The following is a 14,504-nucleotide window of genomic DNA, read 5'->3' on the forward strand; positions in this document are numbered from 1 at the left end:
CTTTATGAGATGCGTATAGTCATAACAGTTGCGTTTGTCATGAGCCAGATGTTGAGTTAAGTAGTTTTGTAGGAGATATGGCTCATATGAGCGAACAGTTAATCGATCAGGAATTGGTCGAGAGAGTACAACGTGGAGACAAAGGGGCTTTTAATTTACTGGTTACCAAGTATCAATCAAAAGTCTCTAGCTTGGTTGGACGTCATGTCAAAAATCAGGCTGATGTGCCAGATATTGTACAAGAAGCGTTTATCAAAGCGTATCGGGCACTACCTAACTTTCGTGGGGAAAGTGCGTTTTATACCTGGTTATACCGAATCGCTGTCAACTGCTCAAAAAACCATTTGGTTGCGGGTAGTCGCAAACCACCTAGCTCTGATGTTGAGGTGGAAGACGCCGAGTTCTATGAAGGCGGCGATGCATTAAGAGAAAATGCTTCACCTGAGCGCATGCTGCTAACTGATGAGATCAAACGAGTTGTGTTTGAAACCATGGAGCAGCTACCGGAAGATTTACGTTTAGCCATTAACTTTCGTGAGATTGAAGGGCTAAGCTATGAAGAAATCGCGACCATTATGGAATGCCCTGTGGGTACTGTAAGGTCAAGAATTTTCCGGGCGCGTGATGCAATAGATAAAAAGATTAGCCCCTTACTTAAAAGGTAGAAGGGCAAGCGGTAAACTGCGAAAAGGTAGAAGGCCAAGCGGTAGAAAGCCAAGTGCTAGAAAACCAAAAGTAGAGAGCCCAAAGGCAGCTGCAGAGCAGCAACCTAATGGCTAATCAGTGAAAGATATTCAGCAAGAACCATTAAGCGTAAAATATAGGTGCGCTAACCAAAAGGTGTTTTTATGAGTGATAATAAGTTTGAAACCGTCTCAGGTATTATCGACAGTTACCAGCAAGACGTTGAAAAACTTGATAGTGTATTGGCCGATAGCGAAGCGGCTAAGCGCTGGGAAAACTATCATCTGATTGGTGATGTGTTAAGAGATGAAACACCAAAATCCGTGCCGTTTGATTTATCTGCACAAATCGCGGCAGCGATTGCCGACGAACCAACAGTATTGGCACCTAAACGTCGTACCTTTATTAGCGCAGCAAAAGCGAAAGTGGTTCAATTTGGTAAGCCATTTGGGCAAGTAGCGATTGCCGCTTCTGCTGCGGGTTTAATGATTTTAGGTGTTCAGCAAACCAATGTTGCAGACAATGAAGTGATTACACCTGCCCAGCAAGTGATTCAAACAACACCGTTTGTGGGAGTTGCTGATCCTGTTAGTTTGAACTACCAAACCCCAGATCGCGCTTCGCAAAAACAAGCATACTTGGAACAACAGCGCCGTTTCCAAGCATTGTTAGCAGATCACCAGCAGCAAGTTAAGCTTAGTGCTGTCGCTAAAAGCAAAGCAGCTAAAGCAACTGAGTTAGAAAGTGACAATGCGGCAGATATTACGTCAGAGAATAAGGCTGAAAATACTCCTCAATGAAATTAATTAGTAGTATGGCACTGCTGTTAAGTGTTAGCTTTTCAGCAGTGGCAATGGAAAGTGAACAAGCACAGTCTTGGTTAAAGCGACTTTCCGATTCACTGAACAACCTCAATTTCACCACGTCATTTGTTGTCGTTAAAAATAACCAAGCTGAGCCTTACCACTGGTTTCACGGTATTAGCGGTGATGACAAGCAATTAGAAATATTATCACTGCTTAATGGTCCTCGCCGTGACGTGCTTCGCCGCGGAGATATTGTCAGCTATATCGAGCCAGAACTTCCTCCTTACTCGGTTGCTGCAAGCCATATTAGCGGGCCTATACCAGCGATTTTTAGCCAAGATGTGTCTCGCCTTGAAGACAACTATGAGTTTATTTCCGTTGGACGTAGTCGTGTTTTAGGTAAGCCTGCTCAACTTATTCGAATTGTTGCCAGAGATGGTCATAGGTTAGGGCATTGGCTGTGGCTAGACATGGACACTGGCTTGCCACTGAAAATGGCGTTAATTACCCGCAAGGGCCAGTTACTAGAGCAAATTCAATTTACTCACTTGGAAATTACCGAACAGCCCTCAGAAAGCTTAAAACAGCTAGAAAGCGCAGAGTTGCCGCAAGTGCTGGCATTACCCGATAGCCAAACTCAAGCATTTGCTTGGCAAGTAAACTGGTTGCCAGCAGGCTTTGAGCGAGTCAGTGCTAATCGCCATCGCATCGCTAATACAAAACAGCCAGTTGAATTTATGCTGTTTAATGATGGATTAGTGGATATTTCTGTTTACGTGAACCCAAGTCAGGAAAAGCAACGAGCTGTTGAGTTTGTCATGAACGGTGCAACGGTCATCTTAAACCAGATAACGAATGGTATTGAGGTCAGTGTTGTTGGTAAAATACCATCGGCAACGGCTAAAGCAATTGCAGATTCAGTGGCACTGAATGGCTCAAATCAAACAGGTGCGGGTGCTCAGTAGCTAAAAAGTCAGTAAAAAGCTCAGCAAACAAGAGCTCCAAAAACGTTCAGTAAAAAGGTTAAAAGACAATAAGAGTGGACAACGAATAATGGATGAAAAAGCGACCATTGTTGAAGTTAACAACCACAGTGTGGTGGTTGAAAGCCAAGTTAAGTCCACCTGCAGCCAGTGCCAACAAGTGGACAATTGTGGCAGCGGGCTTGTCGCTAAAGCTTTACCGCAACAAAAACTGCGCGTGGAAATTGTTACGCAAGAAGAGTTCTCTGTTGGTGAGCAAGTGATTATCAGCATCCCTGAGCAAGCCATGCTAGCAGTAGCTTGGCAAGTGTATTTATGGCCTGTTATCGGTTTAATGCTAGGCGCTGGCCTAGGCCAACTATTGTTACTTAACGGCATATTAAGCCATGAATTGCCAACCATTATGATGGGGTTTTCTGGCGGTTATGCCGGTTTTAAATGGGCAAAAGCCAGATTGGATAAGAACCCCAAACAACAAGCACTAGTGCCAACGATTAAACAACGTTTAATTTCTACTTTAGCGACACCAATTTCATAGTTAGCCCTTGCCTGCTGAAGCAAATAAAAAGTGAACTGGCTAGTTTGTCGCTTCGCTTGCTACGTTTTTTAACATCTTTTTCATCGCTATTGGGCAACTATCTCAGCCCAGCTATAGCCCCAGCGCGGTAAATTAGCTAAAATCTCGCCATTCTAGATTTTGCAGCTTTTTTTATACATTCCAGTTTATGAAACATATCCGAAATTTCTCCATTATTGCCCATATTGATCACGGTAAATCGACCTTATCAGATCGTCTAATTCAACATTGTGGCGGTTTGTCTGATCGTGAAATGGAAGCACAAGTTTTGGATTCAATGGATCTTGAACGCGAGCGCGGTATCACCATCAAAGCACAAAGTGTGACGTTAGACTACAAAGCCCGTGACGGTGAAACTTACCAGCTGAACTTTATCGACACGCCAGGCCACGTTGACTTCTCATACGAAGTATCACGCTCGTTAGCGTCATGTGAAGGTGCGCTGTTAGTTGTTGATGCCGGCCAAGGTGTTGAAGCACAAACGGTAGCCAACTGTTACACCGCAATTGATTTTGATATGGAAGTACTGCCTATCTTAAACAAAATCGATTTACCACAAGCTGACCCTGAGCGCGTGTGTGAAGAAATTGAAGATATTATCGGTATTGATGCGACAGGCGCGGTATCTTGTTCGGCAAAAACCGGTATCGGTATTGAAGATGTTTTAGAGTGCATTGTTGAAAACATTCCTGCGCCAGAAGGCAACCCAGACGACAACCTACAAGCGCTAATTATCGATTCTTGGTTTGATAACTATCAAGGTGTTGTTTCACTTGTACGTGTGATGAACGGTGAAGTTCGCGCGGGTGACAAGATGGTAGTCATGTCGACGGGCCAAACTCACATTATTGATAAAGTCGGTATTTTTACCCCTAAGCAAACCGAAACTGGCGTATTAAAAACCGGTGAAGTTGGCTTTATTATCGCGGGTATTAAAGAAATTCACGGTGCGCCAGTAGGTGATACCATCACTATTGCGAAAAAAGAAGCAGAAGCACCGCTGCCGGGCTTTAAAAAAGTACAGCCGCAAGTATACGCGGGTATTTTCCCAATCAGCTCTGACGATTATGAAAACTTCCGCGATGCGCTAAACAAGCTGAGCTTGAATGACGCTTCGTTGTTCTTCGAGCCAGAGAACTCATCAGCATTGGGCTTCGGATTCCGTGTTGGTTTCCTGGGCATGTTGCACATGGAAATTATTCAAGAGCGTTTAGCGCGTGAATATGACCTAGATCTGATCACCACGGCACCAACGGTAAACTATGAAGTAGAAACTACCCGTGGTGAAGTGCTGCAAATTGATAATCCAACAGATTTACCACCGATTAACGAAATTGCCGAGATTCGCGAGCCAATCGTACAAGCGAATATTCTTGTGCCGCAAGAGCATTTGGGTAACGTGATTACCTTGTGCATTGAAAAGCGCGGTGTGCAAAAAGACTTGGTTTACCACGGCAATCAAGTGGCGGTAACTTACGAGTTGCCAATGGCCGAAGTGGTGATGGATTTCTTCGATAAATTGAAATCTACCAGTCGTGGTTATGCATCATTAGACTACCATTTTGTTCGCTTCCAACCAGCTGACATGGTGCGTGTAGACGTAATGATCAATGGTGACCGCGTTGATGCACTGGCAATGATCACCCACCGTTCAAATTCAGTACCTCGTGGTCGTGACTTGGTGGAAAAATTACGTGAGCTTATTCATCGCCAAATGTTTGATATTGCGATCCAAGCTGCGATTGGTAACAACATTATTGCCCGTAGTACCATCAAGCAAATGCGTAAGAATGTAACGGCTAAATGTTACGGTGGTGACGTCAGTCGTAAGAAGAAACTATTGCAGAAGCAAAAGGAAGGTAAAAAACGCATGAAGCAATTGGGTAACGTTGAAGTGCCGCAAGAAGCGTTTTTAGCCGTATTGAAACTCGATAAGTAATCTCGACTTTCGCCTAGGCTTAGCTTGGTTTAACAATCTACTAACTAAGCCAAAAGCGGGGCATAAGAGAATAAATCCCGAAGAGGACAAGATAGGACAATTATGGCCGTATATTTCTCTCTGTTTTTAGTATTAGCAACTGTCGTCACCGGTGTGGTTTGGGTTGCTGATAAGTTTTATTTGGCGCCACAGCGTCGTTTAAAGTTGGCAGATGCCATTGCTGAACGTGGTGAGGCGCTAAGCGACGAAGCGAAGGCAAAAATTAGCGAGCCTAATGCGCTGACAGATACAGCGGTACAGGTATTCCCTGTGATTGCGTTTGTCTTAATTTTACGCTCGTTTTTGTATGAGCCGTTCCAAATTCCGTCTGGCTCTATGATGCCAACCTTGCTTGATGGCGACTTTATCTTGGTAAACAAGTTCAACTACGGTTTAAAAGATCCGGTTGCGCGCAATCAGTTTTGGGAAAACGGCTTGCCAGAGCGCGGCGATATTGTGGTATTTAAATACCCAGTTGACCCAAGAATTGATTACATCAAACGTGTCATTGGCCTACCGGGCGACCGCGTCATTTATCGCAACAAATCGCTGTATATTAAGCCAGCTTGTCAGCCTACTGACAATGCATGTCCTGAGTTTGAACAAGTCGTGCAAGACTTTGAATCAAAAGGTGAATACGTTGATAACGGCTTTGAGCTAACCCGTTATACTTCAAATATGCCTAACAAAACACATGAGATTTTAGTGAACAATAATACGTTACCGCGCACTGCACACTACTTTAACCAAGCGGGTACACAGCGCGATGAATTCGTTGTACCAGCAGGCCAATATTTTGTCATGGGTGATAACCGCGATAACAGCTTAGATGGTCGTTTCTGGGGCTTTGTGCCGGAAGCTAATATGGTCGGTGAAGCGGTTGCTATTTGGATGAGCTTTGGCTTTGAACGTGGCGAAGATAGCTGGGTGCCAGATTGGATGCCAAGTTGGTTCCCATCATCGGTGCGTTTTTCTCGTATTGGTGGTATTGAGTAGTGATTAGGAATACCCCAGAAGCATTAGCTAGACTAAGTAAGCGCTTAGGCTATCGCTTCACAGAGCAAAAATTACTGTTACAAGCCTTAACGCATCGTAGTGCCAAAGGTTTACACAATGAGCGCTTAGAGTTTCTTGGTGACTCAATTTTGGGTTTTATTATTGCTGAGCAGTTATATCAGCAATTTCCGAAGGAAAGTGAAGGCGAACTCACTCGCATGCGTTCAAGCTTAGTGCGTGGTGTGACATTGGCGCAAATGGCACGTGACTTTAAGTTAGGCGAGCACTTAATTTTAGGCCCAGGTGAAAAGAAAAGTGGTGGTCATCGCCGCGACTCGATTTTAGAGGATGCCGTGGAAGCCATTATCGGCGCTATTTATTTAGACGCTGATATCGAAACCTGTAAAGACTTAGTTTTGAAATGGTTTGCGCCGCGTCTTGCTGAAATTCAACCGGGCATTACCCAGAAAGATCCGAAAACTCGCTTACAGGAATACCTACAAGCACGCAAAATTGCCCTGCCGCAATATGAAGTGATCGATATCAAAGGACAGTCACATAACCAAGAATTTACGGTCAAATGCACGACCGATATTAATCAACAGGCTATTATTACCAAAGGCAGTAGCCGTCGTAAGGCAGAGCAAGCTGCCGCTCAGCAAGTGTTGGAGATGATAGAAAATGACAGCTGATACTCAAAAGTGTGGTTTGGTTGCCATTGTCGGTCGCCCAAATGTCGGTAAATCAACTTTACTAAATGCTTTGCTCGGCCAAAAGGTCAGTATTACCTCGCGTAAGCCACAAACTACGCGCCATCGCATTTTAGGGATTTTAACTGAAGACGGATACCAAGCTGTGCTGGTTGACACTCCAGGTTTGCACTCGGAAGAAAAGCGTGCCATTAACCGTTTAATGAACCGCGCTGCGAGTAGCTCAATTTCTGAAGTTGAATTGATTGTCTTCTTAGTTGAAGGGACGCATTGGACAGGTGATGATGAGCTTGTGCTCAACAAGGTTAAGCAAAGTGGTGTGCCGTGTATTTTGGCGATCAACAAAATCGACAACGTACAAGATAAAGAAGAATTACTACCGCACCTACAAAAGCTAGGTGAAATGCATGACTTTAAAGACATTATGCCAATCTCTGCAACGAAAGGGGATAATGTTGAGAAGATCAAACAGCTTTGTTTTGATGCCTTGCCTGAAGGTGATTTCTGGTTCCCAGAAGATTATATTACCGATCGCTCTAGTCGCTTTATGGCGTCTGAGATTTTACGTGAAAAGTTAATGCGTTTTACTGGTGATGAGCTGCCATACTCAACGACAGTAGAAATCGAGCAGTTTAAGCAAGACGAGAAAGGTATATTACATATCAATGCCTTAGTCTTGGTTGAGCGCAATAGCCAAAAACGTATGATCATCGGCAATAAAGGTGAAAAACTGAAAACCATGGGCCAAGAAGCCCGCCGTGATATGCAGGCACTTTTTGGTCAACAAGTGTTTTTAGAGACTTGGGTAAAAGTGAAAACCGGTTGGGCAGATGATGAACGAGCGTTGCGCAGCCTTGGTTATGGTGACGATTACTCTGGTTAGCTTGTTTAGCAATAAGTCCTCTGATTAAACGCGCAAGAGGTAATTTAGCACTTGCACACTCCACAGCCACAAGCCGCATTCTTACTCCATAGTCGGCCTTACCAAGAGCACAAACTTTTGGTTGAGCTATTAACGGCAGAAGACGGGAAGGTTGCCGCTGTGGTTTATGCTGGCAAAAGTGCTAAATCGAATAAAAAAGCCTTACTTCAGCCATTCCTGCCGCTGGCGGTCACGCTTAAAGGTAAAAGTCAGCTTAAGTCGCTGCAAACCATTGAAGCCAATGGTAAGTCCCTGCTACTCAGCGGTGAGCCGTTATATTGCAGCTTTTATGTCAATGAGTTACTGGTGAGATTGCTACCTGAGCAAGTGCCTTGCCCTTGGCTATTTGAACGCTACCAACAAACCTTAGCTTGCTTAGCCGAGCAAGGTGTCGATCAACAAGCACTGCGACAGTTTGAGTTGGCTTTGCTGGAAGAGTTAGGCATAGGGCTAGATTTCTTTGCGCTGCAAAGCATTCAAACCGATACAGTTAGCTTTAATCTTGACTCTGGCTTTACTGAGCCGCTTTCGAGCTTACCTACGTATTCAAAAACAGCATTGCTTGGTATTGCGTCAGGGGAGTTTAACGATAAGGCAAACCTGTATACAGCGAAAACCTTAATGCGTAATATCATCAATCAATTGCTGGGTAACAAGCCACTTAACAGCCGAAGCCTGTTTGATAAGAAATAAGATAGTTTGAGAAAAGAGACTCATTTATGAAGGACATTTTATTAGGGGTCAATGTTGACCATATCGCCACACTGCGCCAAGCTCGTGGCACAACTTACCCAGATCCTGTACATGCGGCGAGTGTTGCTGAACATGCTGGTGCTGACGGTATTACCATTCACTTACGTGAAGACCGCCGTCATATTCAAGATCGTGATGTGCATGTGATGAAAGAAACCTTGCAAACACGTATGAACCTAGAAATGGCCGTGACCGAAGAAATGATCGCCATTGCCTGCGACGTTAAGCCGACCTTTGTTTGCTTAGTACCGGAAAAACGTGAAGAGTTAACCACTGAAGGTGGTTTAGACGTGGCGGGGCAGTTAGCTAAAGTAACGGATGCTGTTGAACGATTAGCGGATGCCGGTATTTTGGTTAGCCTATTTATTGATGCCGACAATGCGCAAATTGACGCTGCAAAAGCCGCTAAAGCACCTTTTATCGAAATTCATACTGGTCATTACGCCGATGCAACAAGCGAGGAAGCACAGCTTGCTGAGCTAGCAAGGCTTCGCCAAGGTATTGAATATGCTGATAGCATTGGGTTGAAGGTCAACGCTGGTCATGGTCTTAACTATCACAATGTTAAACCGATCGCTGCCATTGAGCAGATCATCGAATTGAACATAGGGCATGCGATTATTGCCCGTGCAGCGATTGACGGCCTAGAAAAAGCTACTCGTGATATGAAGCGATTAATGCTTGAGGCACGTCAGTAATGTCTGTGGTTGGTGTTGGTACTGATATTGTTGAAGTAAGCCGTATTGCGCAAATGAAAGATGCGGCCAAACAACGATTAGCAGAGCGCGTGTTAACCGCGAGCGAACTTGCTATTTATAGCGCACACCACCAGCCACAAGCTGATAGCTTTCTCGCCAAACGTTGGGCGGCCAAAGAAGCGGCGGCAAAATCATTAGGTACTGGGATTGCCGATGGCGTTTCGTTTCAGCACTTTGTTATTGAAAACCTACCGTCAGGCGCGCCAGTGTTAATTTTATCTGATCGCGCCTTAGTATTAGCCACCGAGCTTGGTGCCAGTCATTGGCATATTTCTATCTCTGATGAGAAACACTACGCACTTGCTTTTGTTGTCTTGTCGAGCTAGCAATAATTGGTAATGAAAGTAATTATCTATCTCGGTTACAATTTTTTTGTTAATAAATTGTTAACTGATATAGAAAAGTGCTTTTGTTTAGCTATACTCAGAATGGTTAAGCAGTAACAAAGGCCTTTGAAATTAACCATGCAATCTGAAAAAAAGCCCTTGGTTGAGCGCCGTGGTGTCCAGCCAGAACATTCCGTGTGGTGGGATAAACTTACATTAGCACAAAAGTTTTCTGCCAGTAGTCTTGGCAAGTTTGGTTATGAGCTACAGTTTGTTCGCTCTGGCGACCACGGTAGTCTAGCTGTGCTGACATGTAACAATGGTATTGCCACCATTAGTGACGATGGTGAGATAGATACATCCCCAAGCATTCAAATACGCTAGCTAGCATATCTAGTTAGCACTTCAGCCTTAGAGCCGCTCAAAGGCTCTACATAAACTCAAGCAGCCATAAACCACCATTTAATCTAACCTGCCTTTTGAACGCCTTGATAGCTTTGTTTATTTACAAATCTGTAGTTTATTTCTAGTTGTGTTTTTTATGCAGGAAAGACAATTAGCTTTGACTACTTAATTCTTCGACTTCTTCCAGCACTTTAGGTGCTTCATCGAGGACATTATCTATATGTTCGAAGAACTCAAAAAACTCAGGCTCGAGTTGATCTAATAGCTGTCCTTGTTTGAGCATAGTTTCGATTTGGTGAGTGATCTTGCCAAGTGCTGGAACTCCGGTATAGCAACAAGCACCGTTAAGCTTGTGAATAAGTGTGTTAACTTGTTCGATATCTTGGCAAACAATGGCTTCGTTAATCAATGATTTCGTTTCCGGCAAACTGTTGACTAGACCTGAAAGCATGTCTTTTGCTAAATCGACTTTATTACCTGTTCGACTTAAAGCCAGCTGCCAGTCAATCGCCGTCGTTTGAATGGGGAGTGCAAAGCTCGCGGCATCAATCACTGTGGGGGATTTTATCTCGGCGTGCGCAGTTGTCTCGGCTTTTGGACTTAGTAAGGTTAAGTCACAGTATTCGTATATAGTGTGCTTTAACATTGACTCATCAATGGGCTTAGTCATGTAAGAGCTAAAACCCTCTACCATTAACTTTTCTTTCTCGCCACTGAGTGCATGAGCGGTAACCGCAATAATCGGTGTTTCATCATTAAAGGTTTGTGCTTTGATGGTTTTAAGCGCAGTAATGCCATCCATCACAGGCATTTGAATGTCCATAAAGATTAAGGCGAACTTTTCACTTTGGCATAAATTGACCGCTTCTTGACCATTGCAAGCGGTATGTATTTCTTGTACTTGTTCGGCTAGTAGTGCATGGATTAATTTTAAATTAGCATCATTATCGTCTACGGCGAGTACTTTAATAGGTAGTTTTTGCTCGCCAACAATAGGCACTTGCGTAGTATTCTCGTGATGCTGCGGCATTAACGATTTAGCCAGTCGAGAAGGCGTGATAGGTTTACTTAGGCAACTTGTCGCGCCATTACCGATTAATACTTCATGTAAGCTTGGTGAATTACTGTTCACTGCCAAGTGAATGGTGTTGGTACGTTTTTGAAGTAGCGCAATGAGCGCTTTTAGCTCTGGTAATGCTGCTGGCGTGACATCATGGCTGATCAGGGCAAAGTCATAGTGCTGTTTTTGTTCTAGTTCAGTGGTCAACTCGTCCAAGGTGCCAATTGGCATCACCTGCATATGCCAGCTTGTTAAAATGTCACTGGTGGCAATTCTGCTATGCGTGTGCGGTTCAAAATATAGAATACTTTTATTGGCTAATGCTTCGACTGGTAATGCGTGAGCCAAAATAACCGGGTTAATCTCGCACTTAAAGGTGAACCAGAACGTTGACCCTTCTCGCTCTTCACTGATAAAGCCAATATCACCTTGCATCTCTTGGGCGAGTCGCTGCGAGATGACCAAGCCAAGCCCTGTGCCACCATAAAGGCGCGTAACACTTTTATCTGCTTGACCAAAAGCTTCGAAAATTGTTTTTTGTTGCTCGCTGTTCATGCCAATACCAGTATCGGTAACCGTGACTTTGAAGCTCGCTTTGTTATCTTGCTGATGTTCGATATCCACATCAATACAGACCGCACCTTTGTCGGTAAATTTTATCGCATTGTTGGCAAGGTTGATCAGAATCTGCTTAATCCGCATGGCATCGCCAATCAGCGAATCCGGTACTTGTGGCGCGATTCGCAGTGACAATTCAATATTCTTTTTGTGAGCGCTTGGCGCCAATAAGGTTAATGACTCTTCCAAGGACTCACGCAAGGTAAATGGAATACTTTCTATCACCATTTTGCCAGCATCGAGTTTCGAGAAATCGAGAATGTCATTGATAATCGCTAATAAGTTATTGGCAGAGCGCTCAATGGTTTGCAGGTAGTCACGTTGGGTATCGCCAAGCGGTGTTTTAAGTACTTGGCGAGTAAAGCCAATAACACCATTCAGTGGCGTTCTTAGCTCGTGACTCATGTTGGCTAAGAACTCAGATTTAACCTTGTTTGCTTCCTGTGCCTTGCGCTTAGCGATGTCTAATTCAACGTTTTGAATTTCAAATTGCTCTAAACTTTCGCGTAAATCGACAGTTGCTTGGTCAACACTGCGTTGCATTTCGTCGTGATAGTCACCAAGGCTCTGCGCCATTGCGTTAATACCGTTTTTGAGAAAGTTGAGCTCGCCGACCAGTTGACCACTAACACGACTTTCAAGCTTGCCTTCACGAATACGATCAACCGCTTGCACCATTGAGGTTACAGGGCGGGTTACGTTTTTAATTAATCTAAAGGCAAAAATTGCACTTATTAGTGAGCCAAACACCACGATGCCCAAGGCAATAACAATCTGACTTTGCTGACGAAATTGCACTTTGTTGCGATCAATTTGAATGGCGATATAGCCAAGCGCATTTTCATACACTAAGTTTGGCGATTGCTGTCGGATGTCATCGTATATTGGCGTGCGAAATATCAAGTAGTTTGGCACCACTTCAACCATGGTTTGCTGTGGGATCAGCTGATCAGGTTTAAGTCGCAACAAGCCAGTGTCGCCATGATACGCACTCGTTACAAAGATCTGATTGTCAGCGGTAAAAATCGTAATGTTTTTAACAATATCAGAGTGGTTGCGATGCGCGGTACCAATCAAGCGGCGCAAGATATCGCGATTTTTCTCAATAATGGGTTCAACACCGACAATCGCGATAGGCTCGGCGATACTTTTAGCACGAAGCGTTAAGTATTCGTCTAATTCAACATATCGGTTGTAAGAAAAGTAGCCACCAATGCCAAGGCCAATCAGTGTCGTTGGCACTATGGTAAGCAAAACAACCCAGTCTTTAAGACTTATTTTGTGCATGTTGAGGCGGAAGTTAGGGTAAAATCAGATATCTATTATCGGTATCATGTCATATCGACAAGTAAATTTGTAGCTTATACCTTAAGACCTTATTTTTTCATGGCAAAAATATTTCAAGCACCTAAATCATCTGCTCGCAATCAAAAGTTGTTGGGGCAGGTTATTAAACTCACTATCGATCGCCTTGACGTTAATGGCATCGGTGTTGGCCGTTATCAAAAAAAGCCCGTGTTTGTCGCAAACACCTTGGTGGGTGAGCATGTGCAAGCCAAGGTTATTGAAACTAACAGTAAGTTTATTAAAGCGAAAGCCGTTAAAGTTGCCCACCTTAATGACCAGCGTCAAAAGCCCGTATGTGAGCACTATTACGTTTGTGGTGGCTGCGATCTTCAACACTTATCTCATCAAGGACAACTCACCTTTAAGCAGCAAAAAGTGACAGAGCTTTTTGCTCGTCAAGGGCTTACAGCGTTGCCTTGGCAACCAGCGGTTACCGGAAGTGATTGGCACTACCGTCGTAAGGCTCGTATTGGTGTACAGTACAACAAGCTAGGTGAGGCAACGCTCGGATTTAGGCAAAAAGAAAGTAACACCTTAGTGCCGATTAAATATTGCCATGTTCTGTCAAAACCTTTGGCGTCGATTACCACAGCACTCGCTAATGTGCTGACAGAATTAGCTGAGCCTAAAAGCATCGGTCATATTGAAGTAATTCAAACCAAACAAATTAGGTTGGTTGTAAGGCAATTACGTAAGCTTTCTGCACATGCTAAAACCGTTTGGCAACAAGCCGCGAAACAGCATCACTGGCAAGTAAGTTTTGACTATGGCGATGAGGGCACTGATTTATCTGCATTAGAAGCGACGGAAAACCAACCGCTGAGCTATGAACTTGATTGTGTTATCGACAGGGCAATAGACAGCTCAATCCATAGCTCAAATAAGAGCTCAGAAAAGGGCTCAGATAAGGACTCAAATAAGAGCTCAGATAACAAAAGCATTACTATTAATTTTGCCCCCAATGACTTTATTCAAGTAAATGGTGAGGTGAATCAACTTATGGTCAAGCAGGCGCTCAGCTGGCTTGAATTAGACAGTGCAGATGTGGTGTTAGATTTGTTTTGTGGCTTAGGTAACTTTTCTTTGCCAATGGCAAAACACGTTGCAAAGGTCGTTGGGGTTGAAGGTGTGCAAGCTATGGTGGACAGCGCCTCAGCAAACGCCGCTCGCAATCAAATCACGAATTCGGCATTTTATCAGCTTGACCTTAATAGCGACTGGAAAAATCAAGCATGGCAAGCGCATCAATTTAATAAAGTCTTACTCGATCCAGCACGTGCCGGCGCGCTGGAAGCTTGTGAGCAACTCGCCACGATAGAGGCGAAGTGCATCTTGTATGTCAGTTGTGATCCACAAACTTTAGCGCGTGATGCTAAAGTGCTTAGCGAACAGGGTTATCAGGTGAAAAAAATTGGTTTAATCGACATGTTCAACCACACAAAGCATGTTGAAACTATGGTATTGTTTGAGCGTATTGCAACAAATTAGAACGCGCTTTATAGAGTTGGTTAAATATTCATCTAAACACAGCTAGCGCGGCCTTCATTTTCTGTACAGCTATTCTTTTCTAATTGTTCGCCA

At 43.9% G+C, this 14,504-nt stretch carries 14 protein-coding genes; 13 read left to right on the forward strand and 1 reads right to left on the reverse strand.

All coding sequences use genetic code 11. The features are described from left to right. Positions 1 to 86 precede the first annotated feature (86 nt). From rpoE to DXX92_RS03660, 12 genes are all read left to right on the forward strand, one after another. A complete protein-coding gene (rpoE, locus tag DXX92_RS03605; protein ID WP_115999189.1) occupies positions 87 to 665 on the forward strand; it encodes an RNA polymerase sigma factor RpoE in 579 nt (192 codons plus the stop codon). Positions 666 to 848: 183 nt separating this feature from the next. Continuing rightward, positions 849 to 1,484: a sigma-E factor negative regulatory protein gene (locus DXX92_RS03610; protein ID WP_115999190.1), complete on the forward strand. Its 636-nt coding sequence runs from the start codon at positions 849 to 851 to the stop codon at positions 1,482 to 1,484. After that, positions 1,481 to 2,455, forward strand: a complete 975-nt coding sequence (locus tag DXX92_RS03615; RefSeq protein ID WP_115999191.1) for a MucB/RseB C-terminal domain-containing protein — start codon at positions 1,481 to 1,483, stop codon at positions 2,453 to 2,455. The genes DXX92_RS03610 and DXX92_RS03615 overlap by 4 nt, the downstream gene beginning before the upstream one ends. An 88-nt stretch (positions 2,456 to 2,543) precedes the next feature. After that, positions 2,544 to 3,011, forward strand: a complete 468-nt coding sequence (locus tag DXX92_RS03620; RefSeq protein WP_115999192.1) for a SoxR reducing system RseC family protein — start codon at positions 2,544 to 2,546, stop codon at positions 3,009 to 3,011. A gap of 187 nt (positions 3,012 to 3,198) precedes the next feature. Then, the gene (gene lepA / locus DXX92_RS03625) at positions 3,199 to 4,989 is read left to right on the forward strand and encodes a translation elongation factor 4 (protein WP_115999193.1); all 1,791 of its coding nucleotides are present in this window, start codon (positions 3,199 to 3,201) and stop codon (positions 4,987 to 4,989) included. Between the two features lie 102 nt (positions 4,990 to 5,091). Then, the gene (lepB, locus tag DXX92_RS03630; RefSeq protein WP_115999194.1) at positions 5,092 to 6,024 is read left to right on the forward strand and encodes a signal peptidase I; all 933 of its coding nucleotides are present in this window, start codon (positions 5,092 to 5,094) and stop codon (positions 6,022 to 6,024) included. 2 nt (positions 6,025 to 6,026) lie between these two features. After that, a complete protein-coding gene (gene rnc / locus DXX92_RS03635; protein WP_116002281.1) occupies positions 6,027 to 6,716 on the forward strand; it encodes a ribonuclease III in 690 nt (229 codons plus the stop codon). Then, positions 6,706 to 7,617 (forward strand): GTPase Era, encoded by a 912-nt coding sequence (gene era / locus DXX92_RS03640; RefSeq protein WP_115999195.1) that lies wholly within the window; start codon positions 6,706 to 6,708, stop codon positions 7,615 to 7,617. The genes rnc and era overlap by 11 nt, the downstream gene beginning before the upstream one ends. Positions 7,618 to 7,668: 51 nt before the next feature. Further along, entirely contained in the window at positions 7,669 to 8,349 is a 681-nt protein-coding gene (gene recO / locus DXX92_RS03645) for a DNA repair protein RecO (RefSeq protein ID WP_115999196.1), read from the forward strand. A 26-nt stretch (positions 8,350 to 8,375) separates the two neighbouring features. Next, on the forward strand, positions 8,376 to 9,107 hold the full coding sequence (gene pdxJ / locus DXX92_RS03650; RefSeq protein ID WP_115999197.1) for a pyridoxine 5'-phosphate synthase: 732 nt from the start codon (positions 8,376 to 8,378) through the stop codon (positions 9,105 to 9,107). Next, positions 9,107 to 9,493 carry a holo-ACP synthase gene (gene acpS, locus DXX92_RS03655; RefSeq protein WP_115999198.1) on the forward strand — a complete coding sequence of 129 codons (387 nt, stop codon included), beginning with the start codon at positions 9,107 to 9,109 and terminating at the stop codon, positions 9,491 to 9,493. Before pdxJ ends, acpS begins: the two co-directional genes overlap by 1 nt. 138 nt (positions 9,494 to 9,631) lie before the next feature. Beyond that, positions 9,632 to 9,877, forward strand: coding sequence for a hypothetical protein (locus DXX92_RS03660; protein ID WP_115999199.1), 246 nt, complete (start codon positions 9,632 to 9,634; stop codon positions 9,875 to 9,877). Between the two features lie 172 nt (positions 9,878 to 10,049). Here DXX92_RS03660 and barA read toward each other — a convergent pair whose 3' ends face one another. Then, positions 10,050 to 12,863 carry a two-component sensor histidine kinase BarA gene (gene barA, locus DXX92_RS03665; protein WP_115999200.1) on the reverse strand — a complete coding sequence of 938 codons (2,814 nt, stop codon included), beginning with the start codon at positions 12,861 to 12,863 and terminating at the stop codon, positions 10,050 to 10,052. Between the two features lie 99 nt (positions 12,864 to 12,962). Here barA and rlmD point away from each other — a divergent pair, with 99 nt between their 5' ends. Beyond that, complete coding sequence (gene rlmD / locus DXX92_RS03670; protein ID WP_115999201.1) at positions 12,963 to 14,411, forward strand: 23S rRNA (uracil(1939)-C(5))-methyltransferase RlmD; 1,449 nt, start codon at positions 12,963 to 12,965, stop codon at positions 14,409 to 14,411. The last annotated feature ends 93 nt before the right edge of the window (positions 14,412 to 14,504 follow it).

The organism is Thalassotalea euphylliae, assembly GCF_003390395.1.
Lineage (GTDB): Bacteria > Pseudomonadota > Gammaproteobacteria > Enterobacterales > Alteromonadaceae > Thalassotalea_F > Thalassotalea_F euphylliae_C.